At 40.9% G+C, this 24,386-nt stretch carries 22 protein-coding genes and 2 pseudogenes; 7 read left to right on the plus strand and 17 right to left on the minus strand.

Annotated elements, in window-relative coordinates; translation table 11 throughout:
• Positions 1-539: 539 nt before the first annotated feature.
• The gene (locus tag EA26_RS18595) at positions 540-2,099 is read left to right on the plus strand and encodes an AAA family ATPase (RefSeq protein ID WP_039430609.1); all 1,560 of its coding nucleotides are present in this window, start codon (positions 540-542) and stop codon (positions 2,097-2,099) included.
• A 27-nt stretch (positions 2,100-2,126) separates the two neighbouring features.
• Here the strand turns inward: EA26_RS18595 and EA26_RS18600 are convergent, their stop codons facing one another.
• The 3 genes from EA26_RS18600 to EA26_RS18610 form a co-directional block, all read right to left on the minus strand.
• Positions 2,127-3,014: a DNA adenine methylase gene (locus tag EA26_RS18600; RefSeq protein ID WP_039430611.1), complete on the minus strand. Its 888-nt coding sequence runs from the start codon at positions 3,012-3,014 to the stop codon at positions 2,127-2,129.
• Positions 3,014-4,552 carry a ParB/RepB/Spo0J family partition protein gene (locus EA26_RS18605; RefSeq protein ID WP_039430613.1) on the minus strand — a complete coding sequence of 513 codons (1,539 nt, stop codon included), beginning with the start codon at positions 4,550-4,552 and terminating at the stop codon, positions 3,014-3,016. The genes EA26_RS18600 and EA26_RS18605 overlap by 1 nt, the downstream gene beginning before the upstream one ends.
• Positions 4,553-4,747: 195 nt before the next feature.
• Positions 4,748-4,957 (minus strand): helix-turn-helix domain-containing protein, encoded by a 210-nt coding sequence (locus EA26_RS18610; protein ID WP_001898369.1) that lies wholly within the window; start codon positions 4,955-4,957, stop codon positions 4,748-4,750.
• A gap of 103 nt (positions 4,958-5,060) precedes the next feature.
• Here EA26_RS18610 and EA26_RS18615 point away from each other — a divergent pair.
• A pseudogene (locus tag EA26_RS18615) lies at positions 5,061-5,435 on the plus strand (hypothetical protein); the annotation flags it as partial.
• Positions 5,436-5,494: 59 nt separating this feature from the next.
• Here the strand turns inward: EA26_RS18615 and EA26_RS18620 are convergent.
• A pseudogene (locus tag EA26_RS18620) lies at positions 5,495-6,618 on the minus strand (IS3-like element ISVpa4 family transposase).
• Between the two features lie 246 nt (positions 6,619-6,864).
• Here EA26_RS18620 and EA26_RS18630 point away from each other — a divergent pair.
• A complete protein-coding gene (locus EA26_RS18630) occupies positions 6,865-8,172 on the plus strand; it encodes a HipA domain-containing protein (RefSeq protein WP_226978379.1) in 1,308 nt (435 codons plus the stop codon).
• Positions 8,173-8,233: 61 nt separating this feature from the next.
• Positions 8,234-8,437, plus strand: a complete 204-nt coding sequence (locus tag EA26_RS18635) for a hypothetical protein (RefSeq protein WP_000852433.1) — start codon at positions 8,234-8,236, stop codon at positions 8,435-8,437.
• 348 nt (positions 8,438-8,785) lie between these two features.
• On the opposite strand, the gene EA26_RS18640 is transcribed toward EA26_RS18635, so the two are convergent.
• The 8 genes from EA26_RS18640 to EA26_RS18675 form a co-directional block, all read right to left on the minus strand.
• Positions 8,786-9,697: a DMT family transporter gene (locus tag EA26_RS18640; protein ID WP_039430620.1), complete on the minus strand. Its 912-nt coding sequence runs from the start codon at positions 9,695-9,697 to the stop codon at positions 8,786-8,788.
• Entirely contained in the window at positions 9,694-10,644 is a 951-nt protein-coding gene (locus tag EA26_RS18645) for a fatty acid desaturase family protein (protein ID WP_039430621.1), read from the minus strand. Before EA26_RS18645 ends, EA26_RS18640 begins: the two co-directional genes overlap by 4 nt.
• Positions 10,644-10,916 carry a 2Fe-2S iron-sulfur cluster-binding protein gene (locus EA26_RS18650; RefSeq protein WP_039430623.1) on the minus strand — a complete coding sequence of 91 codons (273 nt, stop codon included), beginning with the start codon at positions 10,914-10,916 and terminating at the stop codon, positions 10,644-10,646. Before EA26_RS18650 ends, EA26_RS18645 begins: the two co-directional genes overlap by 1 nt.
• Positions 10,917-11,083: 167 nt before the next feature.
• Positions 11,084-13,390 (minus strand): AAA family ATPase, encoded by a 2,307-nt coding sequence (locus EA26_RS18655; protein ID WP_039430625.1) that lies wholly within the window; start codon positions 13,388-13,390, stop codon positions 11,084-11,086.
• Between the two features lie 10 nt (positions 13,391-13,400).
• Positions 13,401-13,925: a hypothetical protein gene (locus EA26_RS18660; RefSeq protein ID WP_000235991.1), complete on the minus strand. Its 525-nt coding sequence runs from the start codon at positions 13,923-13,925 to the stop codon at positions 13,401-13,403.
• Between the two features lie 15 nt (positions 13,926-13,940).
• Positions 13,941-14,351, minus strand: coding sequence for an MreC domain-containing protein (locus tag EA26_RS18665; protein ID WP_001083107.1), 411 nt, complete (start codon positions 14,349-14,351; stop codon positions 13,941-13,943).
• The gene (locus EA26_RS18670) at positions 14,344-16,005 is read right to left on the minus strand and encodes a hypothetical protein (protein WP_226978378.1); all 1,662 of its coding nucleotides are present in this window, start codon (positions 16,003-16,005) and stop codon (positions 14,344-14,346) included. Before EA26_RS18670 ends, EA26_RS18665 begins: the two co-directional genes overlap by 8 nt.
• A gap of 19 nt (positions 16,006-16,024) precedes the next feature.
• Positions 16,025-16,264, minus strand: a complete 240-nt coding sequence (locus tag EA26_RS18675; protein ID WP_020432846.1) for a LexA family protein — start codon at positions 16,262-16,264, stop codon at positions 16,025-16,027.
• A gap of 73 nt (positions 16,265-16,337) precedes the next feature.
• Between EA26_RS18675 and EA26_RS18680 the strand changes: the two genes are divergently transcribed.
• Positions 16,338-17,462, plus strand: coding sequence for an IS630 family transposase (locus EA26_RS18680; protein WP_039423633.1), 1,125 nt, complete (start codon positions 16,338-16,340; stop codon positions 17,460-17,462).
• Here the strand turns inward: EA26_RS18680 and EA26_RS21805 are convergent.
• Genes EA26_RS21805 through EA26_RS21810 form a run of 3 tightly spaced genes read right to left on the minus strand, consistent with a single transcriptional unit; the run spans position 17,359 to position 19,916 of the window.
• On the minus strand, positions 17,359-18,072 hold the full coding sequence (locus EA26_RS21805; RefSeq protein ID WP_226978397.1) for a hypothetical protein: 714 nt from the start codon (positions 18,070-18,072) through the stop codon (positions 17,359-17,361). The genes EA26_RS18680 and EA26_RS21805 overlap by 104 nt on opposite strands.
• Positions 18,072-19,667 (minus strand): tyrosine-type recombinase/integrase, encoded by a 1,596-nt coding sequence (locus EA26_RS18690; protein WP_226978396.1) that lies wholly within the window; start codon positions 19,665-19,667, stop codon positions 18,072-18,074. Before EA26_RS18690 ends, EA26_RS21805 begins: the two co-directional genes overlap by 1 nt.
• Positions 19,668-19,682: 15 nt before the next feature.
• Positions 19,683-19,916, minus strand: coding sequence for a hypothetical protein (locus EA26_RS21810; RefSeq protein ID WP_226978395.1), 234 nt, complete (start codon positions 19,914-19,916; stop codon positions 19,683-19,685).
• Positions 19,917-20,047: 131 nt separating this feature from the next.
• Between EA26_RS21810 and EA26_RS18695 the strand changes: the two genes are divergently transcribed.
• Entirely contained in the window at positions 20,048-21,151 is a 1,104-nt protein-coding gene (locus tag EA26_RS18695; protein ID WP_000583762.1) for an ISAs1 family transposase, read from the plus strand.
• An 18-nt stretch (positions 21,152-21,169) separates the two neighbouring features.
• Here EA26_RS18695 and EA26_RS18700 read toward each other — a convergent pair whose 3' ends face one another.
• Both EA26_RS18700 and EA26_RS18705 read right to left on the minus strand, forming a co-directional pair.
• Positions 21,170-22,201 (minus strand): tyrosine-type recombinase/integrase, encoded by a 1,032-nt coding sequence (locus tag EA26_RS18700; RefSeq protein ID WP_039431699.1) that lies wholly within the window; start codon positions 22,199-22,201, stop codon positions 21,170-21,172.
• A gap of 165 nt (positions 22,202-22,366) precedes the next feature.
• Positions 22,367-22,909 carry a single-stranded DNA-binding protein gene (locus EA26_RS18705; RefSeq protein WP_039430628.1) on the minus strand — a complete coding sequence of 181 codons (543 nt, stop codon included), beginning with the start codon at positions 22,907-22,909 and terminating at the stop codon, positions 22,367-22,369.
• Between the two features lie 216 nt (positions 22,910-23,125).
• Here EA26_RS18705 and EA26_RS18710 point away from each other — a divergent pair, with 216 nt between their 5' ends.
• On the plus strand, positions 23,126-24,253 hold the full coding sequence (locus EA26_RS18710) for an ISAs1 family transposase (RefSeq protein WP_039426512.1): 1,128 nt from the start codon (positions 23,126-23,128) through the stop codon (positions 24,251-24,253).
• Positions 24,254-24,386 lie beyond the last annotated feature (133 nt).

Raw genomic sequence — 24,386 nt, forward strand, 5'->3', positions numbered from 1 at the left:
ACAAGCCCGCAATTACTACGCTTTCATCAACATACATGCTGTTGGAATCGTTCATATCATCGAATTCCTTCATTTTATGTAAACTCCAGCGCTATATGAGTAAATGTCTTTACATTTTAAGCATAACCACAGCATCACGCTAGTGTACAATATAACGCTCACATTTAAACAGCAAAGACTTATGTTAACCACCTTTAAAAGTGGAGATTCGACTTAACCTTATTCCAATTTTAGCTTTTTAGTTAATTAAATCCATACGTCGTATCTTTAAACCAATCCCCTTCGTCAATGAGAACAACTGGTGGCTGATATTTGGTTAAGCCTGCAATGAGGTAAGACACATCTATTGATGTGCTTGCAGTAACTCATTTGCTACTTACAAAGCTAGATACACCGACTAGAAGTAGCAAAAAACTTTAATAGATTGAAGTGTAAAGTTAATATCTATGAAAATGCGCTCTTTTTCCGTTAGAATCGCTTTATATTGGGCAATACCGTATTAGCTTCGCCCCTCAAAGTTTGTAATTTACGTGGTTCTCATGATTATTGATAAAGTTCATATCGAAAAGTTTCGTGGTTTTACAGATGTCAAATTTTCTCTAGGGCAATATGTAACGCTCATTGCTGGTCAAAATGGTACACAAAAGAGCACTTTGCTAGGGATTCTTAGTCAAACCTTCACAATCCCAAACAAAGATCATCCTTTTTCAAACGAAAAGCCTTTGATAGGTGGAAGTTACCGTTCATCTTTTGCCGATAAATTTAGTTTGTCGCCTAAAAGGGACTTGGCGGGGAGCCATGAGTGGACTCTTTATTTTTATGATCATAATTTACACGAAGATATTGGCGAGGATGGTGGATTCACTGTTGAAAGCATACCTCGAACAGTTGATTCCATTCGATTTTGGCAAAAGGGTAGACGAGAAGCAGGAAGTGGCTATATTCAGCTCCCTGTACTATACCTTAGCTTGAAGCGCCTCATCCCTATTGCTGAGGCAGGGAAAGTCCAAGAAAAGGACATAAAACTAACTGATGCGGAACAACATTGGTTTACCAAACACTACAAGAAAATTCTCTTAACCAGAGATAACGTACAAGCTATTGACTATTTGGAAGGGCCTTCCAAAAATACTCTAGGTGTATCAACTGAGCACTATGACTGGCTTTCGAATTCCGCTGGCCAAGATAATCTAGGTAAAATTCTTCTAGCTATTCTGTCATTTAAACGACTAAAAGCAAAGCATCCTGACGAGTACAAAGGAGGGATTCTCGCTATCGATGAGATTGATGCGACCCTCTATCCTGGCTCACAAGTGCAACTGTTAGAGCTACTAGCTAGTATTAGTAGTAAAGAGAACATACAAATAATAGCAACTACTCATTCACTTCAAATGCTTGAAAAACTTTCCAAACTGAAAAGTTCACGTGGTAGAAGTAAACAATTCAATACCGTATATTTAACAAAGCAGGACAACCTAATTTTAGTAGACGAAGCACCTAGCTTCGAGGATATTTTACACAATTTGAATGTTAGTATAGGTCGAACTGAAATAGTCAAACAACTATCTGTTTATACTGAAGATAAAGAGTGCATTCAATTTACAAAAGCATTATTGCAAGGAAATCAGTTCAACTTAAAGTACGAACCCTTAACAATGGGTTGTAATAATTACCTAGAACTGGGAAGAAAAAAAGTACCTAGTTTTCAACACCCTAACTCCATTGTGGTCTTGGATGGGGATGTCAGAGGCAAGCTACCAAAAGGTCCAGCTACGCTTAAAAATTATATATGTTTACCTGGAGAGTTAAACCCAGAGAGCTTACTTGCGGATTTTCTTGACTCATTACCAGATGCACACCCATTTTGGAAACAGAAAAAAAATCATTACTCACATCAAGTATGTTTCAAAAATTTCGATGTTAATGAAATCAAAGCGAATAGAGAAACCGCCAAAAAATGGTATTTAGAGCAAGTAGAATCAGGTGCTTGGGGAAGAGGAGCTAATAACATCTACAAACACTATTTAGCAACTATACCTGAAGATAGAAAAGCTTTTGTAGAACAATTTACAAATATATATAACTCTTGTTTAAAATAAAAAAAGCCCTGTTAAACAGGGCTTTTTTTATTTTATCTCTGTACCTAATCTTTGTAGTTTTTTAATTTCATTGAACGTCACATCGGGCTTGAAGAAAACTTTACGAGTTATTGGACTATGGATGATAACCTCCGTTCCCTTTCTCTTCGTTTGTGCTGTGTATGTTAACCCGAATTCCTGAGGTTCAAACTCAGCATAAATACCACAAATTTCAGGCGTATTATCATACGTAACAATCCATGGATGCTGTATATTCCTCACACTCCTAAATAAACGATAGTGATCATCATGTTCAAAAAAGTTTTGATATAACCCCTTACCTTTTACATAGTAAGGTGGGTCTATATTGACGAGGCATGGCCCCTCTATAGAAAAAAGATATTCATCTATAAACTGTGTAGCATCAAGATTAGTTAAAACGATATTATTTTTATATTCTGATATAGATCTGATTTGTTCGACCAATCTATCTTTATTAAATCGACAATCAAGTAGATAATTACCATTTTGTTCCAAACCACCTATTACACCAGCTTTGATAATTCCAGAGCGATTTGTTCTATTAAGAAAAAGCGTTGCAAATCCTAGCTGAAGTGAATTGGTCCTATCATTGGTATAGATTGCTTTCTGCCTGTGCCATTCTTCAATAGTTACTTCAGTATCTTTAATGAGTTGGCATAATTCATCAGTACGATTTAGAACACTGAACCAAAAAGCGTGAATGGCAGGGTCTAGATCATTAATCCAAACGCTCTGTACATGCTTTTCTAGGAGTAAATACCATGCAATTGCACATCCACCCGCAAATGGTTCCACGTACGTTCCACCCTCAAGCCCATTAAGCTTCAAAGTTTCCACGACATAAGCAGTGAGTTTTGACTTACCACCAGGATACCTTAACGGTGAATAAAACATCATCTTTCCTTCAGTTCAATCAGGACTTTTAGCAAGGGCGTAAGCATATCCCAAAAGCCATTTACAAATCTATAATCAATTTTGTGAGTTTCGTGCCCATGCATGTAGCTATTTAACGTATCTAAACTATGTTCATTTTTGGGCTGAAGAAGCTTACTAATCACCTTGTTCGCTTGAGGGTCATTCACATGTTCATCACATAGGAATTTTAAGCGCTGCTGTAAGATCGTGTGATTGTAATCTTTCTTGTATTGCGTGGACACACTCTTCTCTAACCCTTTTCGTCGAATAAAGTCATCTACTGATAGATCTAGGAATACTCGCAAAGTAATTGACGCTGAAAGAGTGTACAGGTGTACAGGCACTCTTTTTAATTCACTAAATAAACTGTTAAGTTTCGCACTATGTACTTTTATAGTAGTATGAGGAACAACCATACGACGTCTATCATTTTTATGCTTGACATTGACAGGGTTAACATCTTTAGGTGATTCGCCACCACTGTTACTCTCTTGCTCTTCTTGGTTATGTTCATCAGGTAATGGAACAGCTAATTGGCTATCCTTCTCTTGAGACACTTCTGAAGATGGATTCAATATCTTTTCTTCTTGTACGCTAGGAAAAGTGACCTCAGGCAGTACTTTAAAAATCTCCTCGTTCTTTTCTGGGATGGAACGAGTGTTTACAACAAACTTTAAATCATTCGGCTCAATGTTGAACATCAACTTCAAAAACTTACCGTATGCATGTAAAAAACTATCTTCATTAGAAGTAATTTTAACTTTCATACCATCAAACTTGACCCCCCAACGCTCCCGAACAGACTCACTAGCAAACCAGCGTTCAAGAATCGTCATCGATATGCTATTGCTATATATCAACTCCTTTTCTTCGGTAGTCATGAGATCTGTGACCTGTTTACGCGTAGCAAGATCTCGTAACTGAACATATCGTAAGGCTTGTATAATCTCTGAACGAGTAAACCCTGTAACAGCTATAATCTTATCTATATCGTGGTTATATTCATCATATAAACTCACAATAAAGCGCTGTTGTTGTAAACGCTGCCAGGGCTTTTGAATTGAGCTTGTCGAATGTCGCTGTAATACATACCACCGCGTAGCTTCAAGACTTGGAGCAACACACACTTGAACCTTTTCGATATCATTACGGCTGATCAATTTTGACTGCTGCAAGATAAACTTACGTATCGATTTAGGTGCCTTATCGGGGTTTCTGAGTAATTTGAGAGCTAAGATTCGGCGATTCCCCTCAGCGACCACATAGCGATCACTATCATCTTTCCAGACAACTATAGGCTCAAAGTCCATAAATCCAAGTTTAATAATTGACTTAATAAGCTCAAAAAAGCTCGCTTTATCAGAAGGCTCACTAATAATGTCTTCTGCAAAATCAGCTAACTTTATTCTTGATTGACTTTCTGCTGTATCAAAACGTGGATTTTCTTTCCATAGCTTAAGATAATCAACTGAGCGTGGAGTACGCTTTTCCCACCACTTATTTTTATTGTCAACCATGTCACATCAACCTTCAATCCTATATACAACGTGATGATATACATACATAAGTGTATGTTAAGCACATTTTTAATTATTTGAGACATTTACTATCTTCTAGTGCTGACTTTAACTACAACTAAAAAATCAAAAGGCTGTTCCTTTGTCTCTGCAATAGATAATTGGTTTATCGAAAGCCGACCTATTCTTACACCATTAAGGTAGTAGCTCCTTAGCATCACAGCCCAAAGTCTCCGCAATCTCATACAATTTCTCAACCGTGAGATTGACTTCACCGCGCTCAATGCGTCCAACATAACTTCTATCTATCTCTGCGAACAACGCGAGTTTATCTTGAGTTAACCCTTTAGATTTCCTCATTTTTGCAATGCGTTTGCCCACAAGTGCCGCAAGCTTCTTGTTCATTTTTTATTTATGAAATTAATTTGCTGAACAATTGCACAGTTGCGGTATGTAACTCAACGGATTATAATCCTCAAAATCAACAATAAAGGCCGTTTTTGAACACATGAAGGTAAAGATCAGAAAAGAGTTATTTCTCGCCATTTATTACAATGAACATTTCTCTGCCAATGACTTAAAGTCCTTTCCAATAGACTGTGATGAGAAAGAATACTTATCAGATGAATACGTCGAAAAAAAATTGAAGGAAATGTCGCTTATCGGCGCAGTCCTGTCGTGCGGTTTCGATAAGCATGGAGATGAGTTGTTTTCCAAAGGTTTTATGTTTAACCATACCGACTGGGAGGTCGTGGATTACGACAACTACAGTGAGGATTCCAATTACCTTTCTCTCAAAAAAGAAAGTCTCTTGACGATTTTGCAAGATAAACAGTCAGAGCTGTCAGAGTCCTATTCTCTTCATAAAAGGACATGGAAGCATTTAGAAGTGGACCCCGCTGGTTGGACACATAAGCTCATTTGTTAAGTGGTTGACCCAGCTCATGCTGCGTATCTTTGCCTACCGAAGTAGGCCTCATCAGGAGTGAGGTTATTCAGTCCTTGATGGTTACGCTCTTCATTATAAAACACCATGTAGTTGCCGATTTCAAGCTCGGCTTCACGGGGCGTGGTATAAGCCTTTAAGTAAACCTCCTCATATTTCAGGCTTCGCCATAATCGCTCAATGAAAACATTGTCAACCCAGCGGCCTTTCCCGTCCATGCTTATACGTATGTCATGTTCAATTAACTTCTGTGTGAACTCTGTGCTGGTAAACTGGCTGCCTTGATCTGAGTTAAAGATATCAGGTGGCCCATAATGCTTCAGCGCTTCCTCAAGCGCTTCGATACAAAAACTCGTGTCCATGGTGTTGGATAGTCACCAAGCCAGCACTTTGCGGCTATACCAGTCGATAATCGCAACGAGGTACAGGAACCCCTTCGCCATCGGGATGTACGTGATATCAATCGCCCAAGCTTGGTTTGGGTAAGTGACTTCGATATCACGCAACAGGTAGGGATACACCTTGTGTGCTTTGTTAGCCAGCGTCGTTTTGGGCTTGGGATAAATCGCCCCAATCCCCATATCGCGCATGAGTCGAACAACACGCTTACGATTAACGCTATGGCCCTTTTTAGCCAGCTCAGTTCGAATGCGCCGACTGCCCATAAACGGATACTGCAGATGAATTTCGTCAATCATACGTCGTAACGTGATCTCCTCAGCAGAGAGTCCGATGGGCTGATAGTAAGCGGTAGAGCGAGCAATATTGAGCAGCTCACATTGGCGCTTTATCGGCAATGGGGTGGATTTAACCAGCGAACTCTTTCGCTGGGCTCGGTCTAACGACCGAGCACTTTGGCCAAAAAATCATTTTCCATGGTCAATTGACCGATCTTGGCGTGAAGTTTGTCCACATCTTCGGAACTCTCTTTTCCTGAGTGATTTTCGGTGGCAAAAATCATGGCTGCGTTTTCAAGCAGCTCCTTTTTCCATGTTGAGATCTGGTTAGCGTGCAGGTTATATTTCTGAGCTAGCTCAGCGACGGTTTTATCGCCTTTAGCGGCATCGAGAGCCACCTTAGCTTTAAACTCAGGAGAGTGGTTTCTACGTTTTCTAGTCATAATCTGTCCCTGTATTGTTGGGTACTATCAAAACAGATCGACCACTTAAAGTCATGTCCGAAAATTGGGGGCCACTTCTTTTCACTCAGTTGTGTACTCAACACTCAGAACTTCGGACGTGTTTAGACGAGTATATATCCGAGTATGACAATCGTAGATTGGATCTCAAAGCCGAAATGCTGGCAGTAGAAAACGCAATTACTTTCTACAAAAACACAGCCCACCCAGTAGAAAGTGGGAGCTAATTTGCACAATCCTATTCTTTACACACATGCCACAAATAACAACATGCTCGTGGGGCAGTTTGTTCAACGGTCGAAGAACAACTTGTCATTTTCATATTCTGAACAATGGTTAGCATATCATTCATCCTTTCCGATCTCGTTGAGCCTACCGTTAAGAATGGGAGAAAGTTCATCATTTAATGTATTGAATTTCATGAATAATCTTCTTCCTGATTTAATGGAAGAACGATTAAGCCTTGCTCACTCAATGGGAGTGCAATCCAACGATGTATTCACCTTACTCTCAAAAGTTGGTCACGATTGCACGGGCGGCATTTCATTTACTGAGAGTAGGGAGCCGCCAAATATAGGGTGGAAATATCGAGAGATCTCGGCAAGTGAATTAAATGAACTCGTTACTCAGCGTAAGTCATTTCTTCCATGTTTTGGTGACTACAGGCCATGTGTATCTGGTACACAAAGAAAAACCACGCTGATGAAAACAAATGGAAGGTGGTATGTCCCACAGGGAACCGCGTTCAGTAGTCACATAGTTAAGTATCCGATGGATGTTATTACCCAAAGTAACTCAGTGCTAGATATGAGTAGCAGCATTGAGAATGAATTCATATGTGCTCAAATAGCGAAGGAACTTGGTTTTAAAGCCCCCGACATTGAGATAATAACCGCAGAATCAGGAGCTAAAGCCCTTGCAGTAAAACGGTTCGACCGATGTTTTGGTGACGGAGTTGTGACTCGTAGACACCAAGAAGATTTCTGCCAGATTTTTGGTATACCTGAACATCAAAAATATCAATCGGAGAACAACCTAGGTGTCTCCAAAATTGTTGATGTTTTAAGTCTCTCTGCGCAAAGCAAGGCGAACAATCATGACTTTTTTAAGTTCATGATTTTACAATGCCTTCTTGGTGCCACTGACGGGCATCTCAAGAATTTTTCCGTGCATATTGCTCCTGGCGGACACTATCAACTTGCACCGTTCTACGATTTGCTATCGGCTTACCCCGCTGTCAGTGCTACAGGGTTAAATAAGCGCAAACTAAAGCTAGCTATGGGACTGAAAGCATCACGAGGATACAAATATCATATCAACAAAATTTGCTTACGCCATATAGAGCAGACAGCTGCTCAGTTCGGTATCAACAATGCGAACTGCCATGAAATCGTCTTTACCTTTCTCGCTCAGTTTAGTAGCGCACTTAGCTCTATAGACAAAAGATTCCCTGGACAGGAGTTCGCGTTGGTAAAGGATGCAATATTTCAACATGCCACTGAAATCGTTGAAAAGTTAAACAGAACCATTAAGTAAACATCTGGGGTAACAATTGTTGTCCATGTTGTAAACATACTCGTTAGCAGTGAGGGGAAATATGGCTGAAACCACGACCAATGGAAGTAACACGACTCTTGATTTGAAGCAGTCTTTCGCGCTGTTAAGTGTCGATAAGAATGGAATCGTAACGATGAAATTTGGAGATGAGGTAACGGTTTTTATGAATGACAAATGCCCAGCAATCACGACCGATTTATTAAAAGTGATTGCGTCAATAAAAAATGGTAGTAGCCAGCAATGAAGCGTGAAAAGAAAAGATCAGTGATCTATACCCGCTCAACTTGAAGATGCAGGTCTCAAAATCTGAAAGTTATCCGTAATTCTGGATACGTAACCGTTCGTAACTGTTCACCGAGAGCACCTTGTGTTATCGAACGAGCTGTACAGTTTAGTGAAGTACGTTGAATTTGCTGGCTACAGCGCAATCTGAGTAGCACTTAATACTAAAGTGCTCGCTAAGGTACAGTTTTGATTAACTGATGATACCACGCGGATAAACAGTTAGATTATAACAATCAAATCTATGAAATAAAACCCGATAAATCGGGCTTTATTTTGAGTATACTAGTTGAAAACTTCATTATTAATATCAGCCTAAAGCTTTATATATCTTCCTTTTGAAAATTCCAAATTCCATTTCATGTATCAATATAGAAATAACAATCACAACCCCACCTACAGCTTGGTTAAACGTCATTATTTGTGACAAGAACAAAAATGAAAATGCAATTGCAAATACAGGCTCTGATAGTTCAATTAACTGTACAGATTCACTTTTAATTAAACTTAAAGATTTTATGGTACAATAGAAACCACCAATAGTTGGTAATATAGCCAAAGCCAACAAGTAAAAACTAGACTCAGCTATTGATCCCAAAGAAATTTCACTAGGAAAAATCAGCCAGTAAATAAATAAATAAAATGTTCCGAACATCATAAGTGATGTCAGTGTTGTAATACTAGAACCAATCTGGTATCTTTTTGATAAAACTAAAAAAACACCATACCCAAATCCAGAAAATGTAGCATTGACCAATCCATTAAACGATTCATCACCCAAATCATAAGAGAATATCAAGCTTAATCCCGTGATTGAAAGAACTATAGAAACAAGTTCTCTAAACTTAATCATTCTCCTATCAAGCAAGCAGCTCAATATAAATGTCGTGATCATTGACGAACCAAACAATATAAAAACAACCACTGCAACATTTAATGTATCATAAGCTTTAGTTTCGAAAGTATAGAGGATGAAAAATCCAAAAAATGCACATATTGATATAGGCTTCCATTTTGTTAAGATTTTATTTTTTAGTTCCTTTCTTTTAAAAGAAATTACATATAACAAGAGCATAACTAGAGCTATAATACATTTTAAAAATGCTACTGACTGGGGGGCGAGACCATTATTAAAAAGACTAACGCTCATCACGCCTACTGTAGCATTAAATATTGCAGCTAGTGTTGCAAAAAATGCCCCTACAATCCATGTACGACTCATTGTAATACCGCCACTCCATTATATTTACTTAATATATGCTTAATTATACTTTTATTATTTCGATTTGATGAAGAAATAATTCCACCAAACGATTGATTTACTTTATTGTACTCAGGGTCATTCATCATAATCTTATGCGCCTTATCGATATTCCAATATGGAATATCAGCTCTTAGATGGTGTGTCAAATGATAATTTTCATTATGCATACCAGTTAGAAATCCTTCTAGTTTATTTCCAAACCTGTTCCACGTTTTATATAGTTCATGTTCACTCTCAATTATTGGATAATGTTCAGAAAGTTCTATAAACCAACCTATCATTGGAAATGTAGTAAATAATGGAATAAACCAATACATGACAACAATATCTAACATGGAAAAATAGTATGAGACTAATAATATGACAAACCAATATAAAATAATATTAATTGATTCTCTCTCATTTAAATTTCCAAATCTTTCTTTAAATAAATAGTATACAAACAAGGGTGATTTACTGAGAAAAAATGGAGCCACTAAGTGTCTAAATATAAATTCTTTTTTGTTTATTGCATCATATACCCCTGATCTTATATACATTTCATAATCAGGATCTTTTCCCTTGACTCCTAAGAAGTTATGGTGGTTCATAACGTGACTCTTAACATAAGCGGTAAATGACTGAAATATAAGATAACCAGAAAAATACTTTCCTAAAATATCATTTAGATTGCTATTTTTACACAATACTCTGTGAGCTGAGTCGTGTAAAATTGTAGCCAAAGCCCTCTGCCTTGAACCTATAAAAACTATTGACAGTATATAGATTAAAAAGTTATCAAAATATATAGATATTGCAATTGCAACTGTAATCTCTATATAATCCTTAGCTAAACCAATCATCCCTCTATAATTGTTTGATTTTGATAATAATTCTAACTCTTTATTAATCTCTTTTGAGAACATTAAAATTTCCTCACGACTGCATTAGATTTAGCAATACCTTGACATAATAATCTATACTTACCATCCGTAGCTAATCCCATAAGCTTCAAAAATTCTAATTCACTATTACTTAGGTGTCCTAGTTCTCCATTTATAACTTCAACTAAACACCTACCACACTTGCCTTTTAAGCAAGAAAACTCAGCACCTTCTATTGAATGTGCTTTATCTGAAATTGATTCACCTTTAGTCACCATATTGGTTTTATTATTAACAACTAGCTCAACTGTCATGTATCCACTAATGAAAGAGGTTGCACTGCAATTTGGAACCAAACTATAGCGAGTAATTATTCAGTTAAAAAGAGTTTTAATTCAACCAAGATAGACAGACATGTTATAAGTTAGATCAATTTGTTATTTCTGTGTATGAGACCTTGTGACGACCTACACAGCTCATGTTAACTTGCGATGAAACTTATTCCTCCCACAACCTCATCCAAAAACCCTCCAAGTCCAACAAGCCTATGAGTCGCACTCGGTGGCCTCATAATAGCTTCCCTAACTGCGTCAATATCACCCATGACTACAACGTGCTGACTCGCTCGGGTGATTGCGGTATACACCAGAGTTCGATCAAGGTTACGACCATCAATAGCAGCAAAAATAACTCGTTTGAACTGTGAACCCTGCGCTTTATGTACAGTAATGGCATAAGCGAGGCGCAGCTTCTCAATGACTTCCAGCGGCAATTCGGTATCAAAACCTGCACCTGAATCATTATCCCACCGAGCACGTCCATAAGATGTCATCAGCCTCGACTGTTTAGAACGATTTGAGTGTTTAACCTCAAAGGTTCTCGGCTCGTCGTACACCTCGACAATGCGCCCCATAGAACCATTGCGTAAGTCGTATTCCTGATGATAGAGATTGGCTACACAAATTACAGGGTCATTGAGACGAACTTCTGAGTCATACCTCTGACCTTCAACGATATAAGGCAAGACCACTCCATTGGGATTCAACTGCTTCTGCGCTTTGATATTCACTCTGCCCACCATTGTATTGGTGGAACAGAGAATTTGGGATGACTCGATGTCTCTCATATATTCGTTAATAGCCCTATCTACAATCTGATCCGAGTCCACCTTGTGAAACTCAACATTGTTTCCCAGATAACTAGGCACCCGCCCCTTTCGCACGTCTCCTGAAACTAATGGAATTGAGCTATCAATTGCTGTTCGTTTTACCTCTGTCAAATGAGATACTGGCAAATAAGGACGATCAACCAGTTCGTGTAAGACCAAGCCACCTCCTATAGGTGGAAGTTGGAATGGATCACCAATCAATACTAGATGCACTTCCGATGGGACATTATCCACCAAACGATACATAGTATGCAGATCAACCATTGATGCCTCATCAACCACAACAACCATCTTTTTCAGAACGTCTTTATTAACCTTATCCCAGTTGAAGTGATATAAATGTCCCGCAATGGTCGTTGCATGCTCTCCTGTTGCTTCACTCATACGTTGCACTGCACGTCCAGACAACGCTAGCTGTACACGCTTAAAACCAGCAGCATCGTAAAGTGCATATAGAGCTTTTAACACTGTGGTTTTCCCGACGCCAGCTCCCCCAGTGATGATGGAAAAAGGAGTAGAAACTGTTCTCGAAACCGCTTCTTTTTGCTCTTTGGTAAGCTTGAAACCTTGTTTGTGCTCGAAATCTCGAATCACTGATAAGATGGCTCCAATCGATAGTGGTGATTGATAGTCGATACATACTAGATCAGCAATTCGATTAGCGACCATCATCTCCATCACAGCAGGCTCAAAGGCATGGATATAATTACCGCGAACTATCCCTCTAGATTGCTCAATCATTCCAATATACGCAGTAACCCATTTCTCTAAGTCGTCACCGATATAACACTTCATATTATGTAGAAAGTAAGGTAATTCTACTTTTGTGTGTCCGTGATCGTTAAATGCTCCCCACAAGACCTCCGTCACAGCAGCTTGTAGGCGACGCTCGTCATCGCGAGCAATCCCGAACTTTAGCTGTGCTAGTTTATCTACCTCACGCCATGGCATATTGAACGATGTCAGACAATAAGGATCGGCTTCAATGGCATCAACTGCGTTCTTGCCATGGAAAGCAAAAACTTTGCATGCCAGACTAGGCTCGATTTGTTTATCTTCTAACCACTTTAAAACCTGCTTACTACTTTGCCGCTCCCACCCCTTTATTAAGACCTCTGCATCCCATTGTGTAATCAACGGAGCACTTACTAACCTTTCGACCAAACGATTATCCAACGCCTCATAGAGAGATTGATACCCTGAAGCATCACTTAGAGTACTAATTAGTGATTCAGCCTTTTTCTCACCAATGCCTGGATACCATTGGCAGTTAGTAAAATGCCACATCAAACTCTTACCGCTTGGACGGCAGATACTCACAACTTTAGGTTCAATTGTATAGGAGGTTCTGGCATATCCATCCTGAGTTGTAAGGAGCCTCGACCACATCATTCCCTGCTCAATCATCCATATCTGCCCTACCTCAACGAAATGTTCCATCCACTGATGTGATGCATCAAGATAATAAAGTCCATCACGATCCAAAATTTCTCCTGTATCGTCAATCAGTGTACAAGTTGCCTGAAACCAGCCTGCGTCCTTGTTCTCGACTCGGACGATACGCAACAGTCCTTCGAATTCTTTCCACTCTTGATGATGCTTAGGTTCAGTGTTACGCATACATTTCCTGTTAACGTCGTGGCCTGGTCAGTTGCTCGAGTGCTCGATTTAATTCAGATAACTCCGTGTACTTCTTCAACTCAGCTTCAAGTTTTCGGATACGCAGGTTAGCCTGTTGCAACTTACCTTCTGTTCGCAGTAGTTTCGCCTTGAGTTTGGCTTCCTCCAGTTGCTTCATCGGATTTTCTGTATTAGGAACAGCTTCTGGTTTTAGGGGAATCTCACTATCGCTACGAACGGAAGGAGCAATCGTCTTATTGAGCAAACCTTTCGCGATGACATCATCATTCATCTCATCAAGAAGAATACGAAACCGCTCCCTCTTCCAAATATTATCCGTAGCACAAAGTTCAGCCGCTATTTCCCGTTGATTGAGCTTTTTGCTCTTAACATTAATTAACCGTAACCAATCTTCATCCGTTTGCAATGGGATCCAAACTCGTAATGCTTCATACACCATATCCCCACGCTTTGGACTTGCAGGTAACTTCCGAATATTTTCCTTTAGAACTTCCAGTTCGACACTTGTAGCCATATCCCAACTTCACTCTTAAACTTCTTCTGAACGTCTACGATTCTCTTCCTTCATACTGGGATCAATGGGCTTATTCAGCATGGCAACACTAATTCCTCGTTGTTGAGCATTAATTTGCCATCTCAAGTATTTTTGCTGATACGCATAATTCTCTTTGTTTAATCTATCAAGTTCATTTTTAAGGCGCTGATTTTCCTTTTCTAACTCTTTAAAGTTATCTACTTGGGTGTTTGCTTCACGTAATGCTGTTTTAGCCTTGTCGAAAGCGCCTTTAATGTTGGCGTTGCCACTCAACGCCTGGCGAGAATAACCAAAAGCCTTCGCAACTATTGCCCAACTTAGTTTCTTTCCGAATTTACCTGTTTCCCATGTCGCCAGATAAGCTTTAATGTCTTCCTCTGCTTCAGCCGTAATATATCTATTCATCTTCAACCTCTTCGCAGTTATCTACACCGAATGGAAAAACCTGAACAATCTCACCAACCGCAAATCTTGGATCTTTCTCAATTGCAAGTGCAGCTTTGCACCCCTCAACCAGCTCTTTGTGGTTCAAATACCAGTTATTGGCACCAGTAAATTCATCATCTGCATCTTCTTTGGCTAATGTCATTTGATGTTCTGCTCGCTCAAGTCGTGCGGTGATTTTTTCAACTTCAATCGCGTTACCCTTTTCACGCTTATAGTTGATACAGTTCCGTAAACATGAGTAATGCATACCACAAGGCCATTGTGTGTAGTCGTGCCGACAACGACCAATGTCCGTAAAGTGGTATGAACCAGATTCGTCTAAATCTTGCTGCATTTCCTCATTGGACAATAATGGATAACGCTGAATTGCCATCTTCGCCTGATCAGCATCAATATTTAGTTTCTTTAGGACGTTTTCCTGGATATGCCGATTTCTCTCAGCGTATTTTTCTGGTTCAATCTGATGGTTGTAGGCGCTGTTATCTTGGGAATTAGAGCGCAAAAAGTTCTTAGCTATATCTTCTTGAGAAAACATATCTGATTCTTGCATCATCGTATTGAGTAAATGCCGAAACTGGTGCGTTCGTACGGTATGATTCATAGCCTCAATTTCAGGGAAGCTATAGCGTTCAAAAACACTTTGGATGCGCCTTTGCTCACCGCCTACTCCCGATTTCTGAGTTCGAGTTGTATAATCGCGCCCCCTAAAAAAGTCTTGTATATGAGTTCCACTGAGAGGCTCCGCAAATACATTCAGACGCTCTTTCGGGGTGTATTGATTGTGATAGCGTAGCGTTAAAAGATCCCAAATAGGGACACTTAGCGTCTCATGCCCAAATCCATCTTTGACAACAGCGATCCGTTCTCGATATGCATCTGAAGCAGCCTCATGAATATCACCAACTCGAAACAGAGTATTACGATTTGAGGACTCAGGTGCTTTCTCTACGCCTAAACGTGTAATCGCGGTTATTGTGTTTGACGTGGAACGACCCGATATTCCTAATAGAGTTTGTATTTGCTTGGCCGAGAGCAAATCATCATCATCGAACCCAATAAACTTGTCCCATTTGCCCTCTTCAAGCATCATCTTAGCGGTATATCGATGAGGAGCGCTTAAGACTTTTAACCGTTCAACCGCTTCATATACAGTCTCGACCGCAGAAGGCGGCACAATTTTCTCGTCCCACTCTGCTTTTTTCTTTGCCCAAACACGTATTCGCAGTGGCCTAACATACACCCCTGTTTGAGGGTCGAGTTCAAACTCTGCCTGCTCATACTCTTCACGAGTGGGAATGCAATTAATATCTAACCCGACAAACTCATCCATGCGAAAACCTACCAACAACAAGATAATCGCCATACAAAGCAATGACTTATCTTTTTCTTCAATATATTCGTAGTTAGCCCAGAGCGCCGCTAGATATACTAGCACCTCCGTTTTAGGTAGCTTTTTTGCACGTTCTTTCTCTGCTTCCTTACCACCACGGACGGCTTGCTCAGCCCCACCTCGGGAGCTATGTCGCTCAATTGGATTTCGCCAATCGAGTAAAACAGGAGTTAAGCGATTATTGTCCAATATGCCAGCAATCATAGCTAGTACCGTTTCCATTTAATTCTGATCGATTGAGCTACCAATCCAATGGTAGCTCTTTTACATCAATAGCCACCTTGATACTTCGGCTGACACCAGCTTCTTTCGTTATCAATCCACGCTCTTCAAGCTTCAATAACATCTGATGAACACTTGGTGGTGATACCTCAAAGTAATCTTGTAGATCTGCATGAGCTGGCGCTCGTCCATTCACTTTGGTGTAGTAGTAAATATAGGCCAGATACTGCCCTTGTTTTTTGGTGTATTTTCCAGACATTTTCCCATCTTAGATCGACATTTTTACCGGAGTATGATCAATTATTGGTTTTAAGAATGAAGCCTATCATGCCATGAATATTTCCTACCGTGTTGAACTGACTTGTGAAGAAATTGCTGAACTTAACGAACTCACCAGTAAAGGTAAGCACAACGCCAGAAAGCTAAAACGTGCCCAAATCCTTTTACTGGCAAATCACAGGCAACATACAGACGCTGAAATATGTCAGCTCTTAAACACCAGTACTTCAACGGTCTATAGAACCAAACGCGGTTTTGTTGAAGAAGGCCTGCAATCTGCCCTGGAAGAAGGAAAACGTCGTGGGCAGCCGAAGGCATTAAGCTCAAGCGAGGAAGCCACGCTTATCACTATCGCCTGTACCAAGCCACCTGAAGGGGTCGCTCGCTGGACGCTTTCTTTAATTGCAGACAGGCTGATTGCTTTGACGGACTTAGAAAGTATTTCTCTGGAAACAATCCGCTCACGACTTAAGGAAAATCAACTCAAACCATGGCAGAAGAAAATGTGGTGCATTGGTCAACTCAATGCGGACTTCATTGCACAGATGGAAGAAGTTTTGGAGTTGTATGCTCAACCTGCCAACCCCAAAGAGCCGGTCATTAACTTCGATGAGGCCATGAAGCAGATGATTTCCCATACAAGAGAGCCTATTTCAGCTAAACCTGGACAACCAGAACGCATCGATTATGAATATCGCAGGGAAGCGGTAGCGAATATCTTCCTGATGTATGACCGACATAATGGTTGGCGACATGCGAAAGCAACAAAAACCAAAAAGTTCGAAGACTTTGCTTGGTGCATGAAAGAGTTAGTTGATGAACATTACCCGGATGCAGAGCAAATTCATGTTGTATTAGACAATTTTACCACTCACAAGGCTGGCGCACTTTATCACACGTTCCCTGCGGGAGAGGCTCGTCGAATATTAAGGAAAATCACTTTCCACTATACCCCTCCTCATGCCAGTTGGCTCAACATGGTGGAGATTGAGATCGGCGTTATGAATCAGCAATGCCTTAATCGACGTATCGGGAGTTGGGAGGAATTACATCGGGAACTTAAAGCTTGGGAGACTATGCGCAATACAGAGAAAGCATCCATTGAATGGTTGTTTGATGTAGACAAAGCCCGGAACAAACTTCACCGGGCTTATGATGAACTAACCATTCAAAACTAAATGGAAAGGGTACTAGCTTATCTCCCCAAACAGAAAGCGTCGTACGAGCTAGTTTCTTTACTGTCATTGCGTAACGAATCGCTAAATCGAAATGCTCAGGGCGAAGCTGAGTTAGTGAGGGAGCTACCTGATCTTCTAATCCAATATACAACAATCTAAATACCCCGATAAGAACCATATGAGTCTCATGTTTTACTCTCTTTTGATGGTGCTTGTGGGTGATAATGGCTTTAACCTCAGAAGCGAATGGCTCTTTAAAGGGGGTCTCATCCTCTTTGGATATTTTTACTTTTTTCGCTTTTCCACAGTCTTCTGTAAAAAGAATGTTCGCAGCATGTGTAACGGCTCGCGTAGTCACTGTCGATTCGAAACCAGCGATGTTCCATGTATATGCATTCCAGTTAACAGTATGATCAAACAATGGTGCGTGAATATTTTTAGCACTTTCGATAAAGCCAGCCATATTTTCATAGCAATTATCGGCAGGGGTAAACAGCGAAATAGTATTTTGCTGTAAGCTTTTTTTTCGCGCAATTTGTCTTGAAGATAGAAAGTCTTCCATTTCATTTATGGCTGGGGTTAACGCCTTTTTCTCATCTATAGTATTCACTAGCGATTCTCCACCTCTAAGCGTTCAATTAATGAACGACAAGCATTAATATGCTCCATTTCATACTTGCCTGGCGCAACCTCATATTTAAATAGTTCTCCTACATCCTCAAGCATGCCTTCTAACACTTCGACATGAACTTGTTTGTTATTACATGCTTCAAATTTTAGGCACGTATAACAGGAGTAAGGGGGGATTTTTCGACAGCGTCCGCTTTTTCCACAGAAGCCAATACCTACCAAACGACGTAAATTATCAGGACCAAAAACTTGTTTATGTTTATTTGCAGCAGAGAACTCCTCCAAAGTAATCTTACCTCGGAAATAATCAAACATTGTACCAAACTGTTCTCGGTAGACTTTATCAATCTTAATTGCGAAGTTGGCTCCCAATTTGTAGTAAATCATTACATGCTGCAAATCATCATGATCAAGTAACTCCATCAGCATTATTGCAGGCGTACCACAAGCTGCTGCATGAGTAGCAAAGGTTTTGCGCAAACGTCGTGGCGTAATCTGCTCATCAAATGTGGGAAGGTTTACAGCAGATTGATAAGAATTAAGTAGGTCGATTGTACTTTGAGTTGCTTTACCAAAAGCAACAGCAGAGAAAGTGAAACGAAATTGTTTACTTCTGGAACCAACCTTTCTCTTGATATGAGGGGATAAAGTAGGCTCAGAATAAAACAGTGGTAGCTCTGTCACAGGGAGTTGAATATTTTTATCTGCTAACCATTGCTTATTGAAGTTTATCAAAGCTTCTAGCATTTCTCCGAGGAAGGTAGGGATAGGTCGAGATTTAAATCGACTACGTGGCACCTCAAATCGCTTTTTAACAGAGGGTACATTCAACAAATAGGATTTACGCTGAGTAATACTGTCAATATTTACCGCTAAATCACAAACCATCAGCAAGCGAAGTTGTTTAGGACGAAGACCTAAAGTAATAAACAGCCAAGTAGCAATCAATCGCCAATAAGCCGCAGTTCCAACCTCAAAACGGTCAGCGTAACACTGCAACAATTTCCGTAAGTCTGCCAATTTATTAGAGGTTAAAGGACTTTTACCAGGAATATTAACTAAAATATCTAATCCCTTGGTGCGCCCTTTCAGTTTTAATTGTTCTAATGCATAACCTACATTTTTCTGAAACATAGGGAGTTTCAATGCGACACCACGTTGATACCATAGTCGGACTAACGCCAGCCTATCCTCACTAGAAGACTTACGATTATTGGCAAAATAGTAACAAACCTCATCAGCCAATACCTCCGCAAGCTCCTCACCTGAATCATCTAAAAATTCGCAGCTATTTAAAAAGTATTTTACTGCATTAAAAATAGCCAAGGCATGACTTGGACTTTTACTTTTTACAAACCACGCAATAGTGTATTTAAATTGATCAATAAGCTCCACATTGTGAACATTTAGAAGATTGAAGTTAATTAATATAGCTTCTGACTCACCTATATCCCATGTATCTGTTGACGTATCGATAACTCGCAAGCGACCTTTTATCTGAGAGTCGGTAAATAAAGGTGAGTATGGTTCCTGACTATCACTGTCGTGGAATATTGTAATATTTTGATTATTCATCATCACCTCAGAGTGTTACATATCGAAATCTTCATCGTACTTCGGTTCAGGATATGCACTATCCAACGCATGGTAATTTCCTTGCAAAATATTTTCTTGGAGCATTCTTAAACAACGCTGCCCACGTATTTCAGTCGAATTATAGGTATAATCTATACCTTGCTTGCTGTCATCCCCCCAGCCATTTGCCCAACGTTGTAATTTTAAAAACTCCTCACTCTCCAATGAATCGCCAAACGCTATTGCCAAATTGTCGTTAAATGTGTGCCTAAGGGCGGGATCGAACTTTAACCACTGAAAATAAAAGACTTTATGTTATTGGGAACTTTTCAAGGTAATCACGATCTGATCATGAAGTTAAAAATATGAGAAACTCGTACATGATTATCATTGAGCAGCTAAAAAAAGTGAAAGATACCCGTTCGCATATCAACCAAGTGTACCCTGTTATGGAAGTGGCTTTCTTGGTCATAACCGCCATGATTTGTGGTCAAAATAAGTGGACTGATATTAAGGATTTCGGCGAAGGAAATATCGAGTGGTTGCGTGAGTATCTCCCCTACGACAATGGTCTCCCCACTCGGCATAATATTGCCGCGATAATGAGAACTGTTGTACCAGAGACGCTCTTGGAAGCGATGGTAGGCTGGGTCAATTTGCACAGAGAAAAGCATGCTCAGCCCATAATCAGCGTTGATGGGAAGGTTCTAAAAGGAGCGAAAGCAAGCAAACAAGAACACCCTCTCTATATGGTTTCGGCATTTGACGTAGATGAAGGTTTGACTCTCACACATCAACCTTGTGACGGTAAAGGTATGGAGCTAATAGCGATAAAAAACATGCTCGACGCTTTGGATGTCAGAGGGTGCTTATTAACTGCTGATGCGCTTCATTGTCAGGTTGAAACACTGAATAAAGTGGTTGATAAAGGTGGTGATTTCTTAGTGCAAGTCAAACTGAATCAGCCAAGTTTGTTAGCAGAGATTGATGCGCAGTTCCAAGACTATTGGGCTTTGCCAGAAGAACAACAGGAATCGTATATCACTGAAGATAAAGGGCATGGAAGAGAAGAGATTCGAGAGGTTTACGTGCTTCCTGCCTCCTTCAGCGAAGAACTCAAAGATAAGTGGAGTGTTGTAAAAAGCATTGTTGCGGTGGTGAGAGATAGAAGCGTCAAAGGGAAAGGAAGCTATGAAACATCGTACTACATTTGCACAGACCATTTGTCTTTAGAGTTAGCCTCAAACGCAACAAGGAAACACTGGCACATCGAGAACCAGCAGCACTGGGCTTTGGACGTTATTTTCAAAGAAGACGAGCAGCGAATTTACGCTGGGGACTCGGCATTGAATATGGCTTGTTGTCGCCGATTTGTGCAGAACCTCTTCAGGAAGTCAGAAGGGAGCGTGTCTGTACCAAGGAAGATGAATAAGGCTACGTGGGACAAAGATTATAGAGCAAAAGTTCTCTTTACATCAGCTTAACAAAGTACGTTCGCGCCCTTATGTGTGCCTTAAACGATGAGGATGAAGATTATTGAGTTGTTTCGGAAACTTCTCACATAGAAGCTTGCACATATGGTAGAAGGCTCCGTCTGTCATAGGTGTAGGAGCATTGAGAGTATTAAGGAACACATAAGGAGGCGCTTTTCGGGCGATTTTTCCACGCGCCTTACGCTCATTCATTATGTAGCTGTCTAAATCAGCCGCTAGTTCCGTGGTCAAATAAATATTGCGAGGTAAGGTTTTTGCCTCTGGCGGTACAGAACGAGGATCTGACTCTTTTGTCAGATTTTGACCAAAACGGATATACGGTGTGTCCCCCAAAAGGTGGCAGTTATTGATCCTCAATGCCATTAACTCCCCTAACCTGACCCCACATAGTAGTAGCATTTTGAATATCAAATGATTACGAACTCTGGTACGAGATTCAAATGGGTTTTCTGGATGTGTAGGATGGGTAATCAACAGCAAAAACTGCTGCTCTTTGTCTGTCAATCCGATACGTTTTTTCGTGATTCCCGATACTTTTCTAGCATCTAATGCATCGTTGAGATCTTTAATTGCTGGAGCAATAGCGGTGTAATAGGGATCAGTGATCAATCTATTTTCAACCGCAAGTTGACCTAGCCATGTGAAATACTCTCTTACTGCGTCAATTTTCTGCGTCAATACACCTGCGGAGACATAGCCTGCAAATGCTAAGACACTGTCATCACTTTCCTTATCCTCTTTTTGCTTTTTTAGCTGACGCTGGTTCTTGGACAAATAAGAGACTAAAGAGTCAATTTCAGTAATTCCAAAAATCAGGCCCGTTTTAATACGCTCTTCAATATCTACGCCTATATAATCCGACCAGCGATAGAGCTGACAGATATTTTTACCGAGATTCAAAACTGTTTTGGTTGCACGGTCATTTCGTTTGCCAAGTAAATAGCGAGAGATTTGATCATGAGGTATTCCTTGCCCATCAACGACAACAACCGCCCGTTCTCCATTGTCCTCGATGCGCCAAACTTTAGCCTTGTAGCCCATAATAACTTCCCCGTCTTTACATTCCCAACCCACACAAAACTAAAGTAGTCCACTTATATGCACATGACAACCTTAACTTTAGAAAAACCATAAAAAAAGCCCCGCAATGCGGGGCTTTCAGAGATTTCATTCGTAATCGTCTTGACAGAAATTAAAAATTCCAGCCTAAAACGGAATGTCGTCATCGAAATCCATTGGCGGTTCATTATACTGCGGCTGAGATTGCTGCGGGGCATGCTGCTGTGCAGGCGCTTGATATGACTGCTGCTGATGCGCGGCTGGCTGTTGTGGCTGTCCCCAGCCCCCCTGTTGCTGCGCTTGAGGTACACCACCCATCGCTGGCGCGCCGCCTTGTGGACGTCCACCCAACATCTGCATCACACCGCTGTAACCTTGTACCACGATGTCTGTTGAGTAGCGATCTTGACCATTTTGATCTTGCCACTTGCGCGTCTGCAATTGGCCTTCAATGTAAACCTGAGAACCTTTACGCAGATATTCACCTGCGACTTCAGCGAGTTTTCCATACAGGGTAACACGATGCCATTCCGTTTTTTCACGCGGTTCGCCAGTCGCTTTGTCGCGCCAAGTTTCCGAAGTAGCAACGGTAATGTTAGCCACTGCACCGCCGCTTGGCATATAACGAATTTCAGGGTCGTTCCCTAGGTTCCCTACCAAGATTACTTTATTAATTCCACGGCTGGCCATGATGTGCTCCGTTTAAGCTGTCGGTATTTAATTTTAGCGCATTAGGATAGCACGCTTTGTCTGAGGTAAAAACAGTCAAAAGAGTGTCTGGTTTAACACTCAGCAAGAAAAGCCCCGAAGGCAGGGCAAGATCATGAACATTTCTTGTACAACGCAAGGTTAAATTTGACCTGAAGCACGGTCTGTGATCTTATGCTCTTCTTTTGGGGAGCGACCATGAATATTAATACCATCAAAGCGCATTTCAGTATCATCCGTGACAAACGGCAAAGTGCAAAAGTTGATTATCCTCTGTTTGATATTTTGTTTGGGTCTATCTGTGCCGTGATAGCCGGAGGTCAAGGCTGGACTGACATTCGTGAATATGTTCTTGGCCACCATGAGTGGTTTCTTAAACAGGGACTGTTTGAAAACGGTGTGCCTGTCGACGATACCTTTGCTCGTTTGATTGCAAATATTGATCCTGCCGAGTTTCGCGACTGCTTCCTGGGTTGGATGAATGCGGTACATACCATGACGTTTGGTGAGGTGGTTGCCATTGATGGCAAGACTTTGCGCGGCTCCTACGATAGAGACGACAGGAAAAGCACCATCCATATGGTGAGCGCCTATGCAAGTGCCAACCAACTGGTATTGGGCCAACTCAAAACTGACGATAAGAGCAATGAAATTACCGCGATTCCAGAGCTTATTAAGATGCTCGACTTGCGAGGAGCTATCGTGACGATTGATGCGATGGCCTGCCAGACCAAGATTGCCAAGGCGATCACTAGCAAGGGCGGTGATTACTTGTTGGCAGTAAAGGGGAATCAAGGCAAGTTGTCGGCAGCCATACAGACAGCCTTCGCCCCACACCGCCGTGCCCCGATTGACAAAACCACTTATCAAATCGAGAAACAAAAAGGCCGCGTTGAAGCACGTACTTGCCATGTACTCAAGGCTAGTGAGTTAGAGGGTGACTTCTCAACGTGGAGCGGACTCGCCAGTATTGTCATGGTTGAAAATTACCGAGTTGCCAAAGGTAAAGCGCCAAAGCTGGAGTACCGCTACTACATAAGTTCAGCAGACCTGACCGCGGAGCAGGCAGGAAATGCCATTCGAGCCCACTGGGGCATAGAGTCAATGCACTGGATTTTAGATGTGAGCATGCGAGAAGATGCTTGTCAGATTTACCGACAAAACGCGGCTGAAAATTTGGCAGGTTTAAGACACATGGCGCTTAACATGCTAAGAGCTGAGCCAAGCAAAATTAGTGTGCCAATGAAGCAGAAACGTTGCATGATGAACCCCGGCTTCTTGGAGCAAGTCTTAGTCGCTGGATTTAAGTCAATGACTAAATTCTAACCACTCATGCGGACGCCCTGGCCCCGAAGGGCATTTTTTCAGAGCAGCTAAACGCTTTTTCTCTCTGACAAACTGCTCATTTACTTACCGCTTTGAAACTCGACGCATTTCATTTCAGTCCTGCTGGTATTGA

This window comes from Vibrio navarrensis (assembly GCF_000764325.1).
Taxonomy (GTDB): domain Bacteria; phylum Pseudomonadota; class Gammaproteobacteria; order Enterobacterales; family Vibrionaceae; genus Vibrio; species Vibrio navarrensis.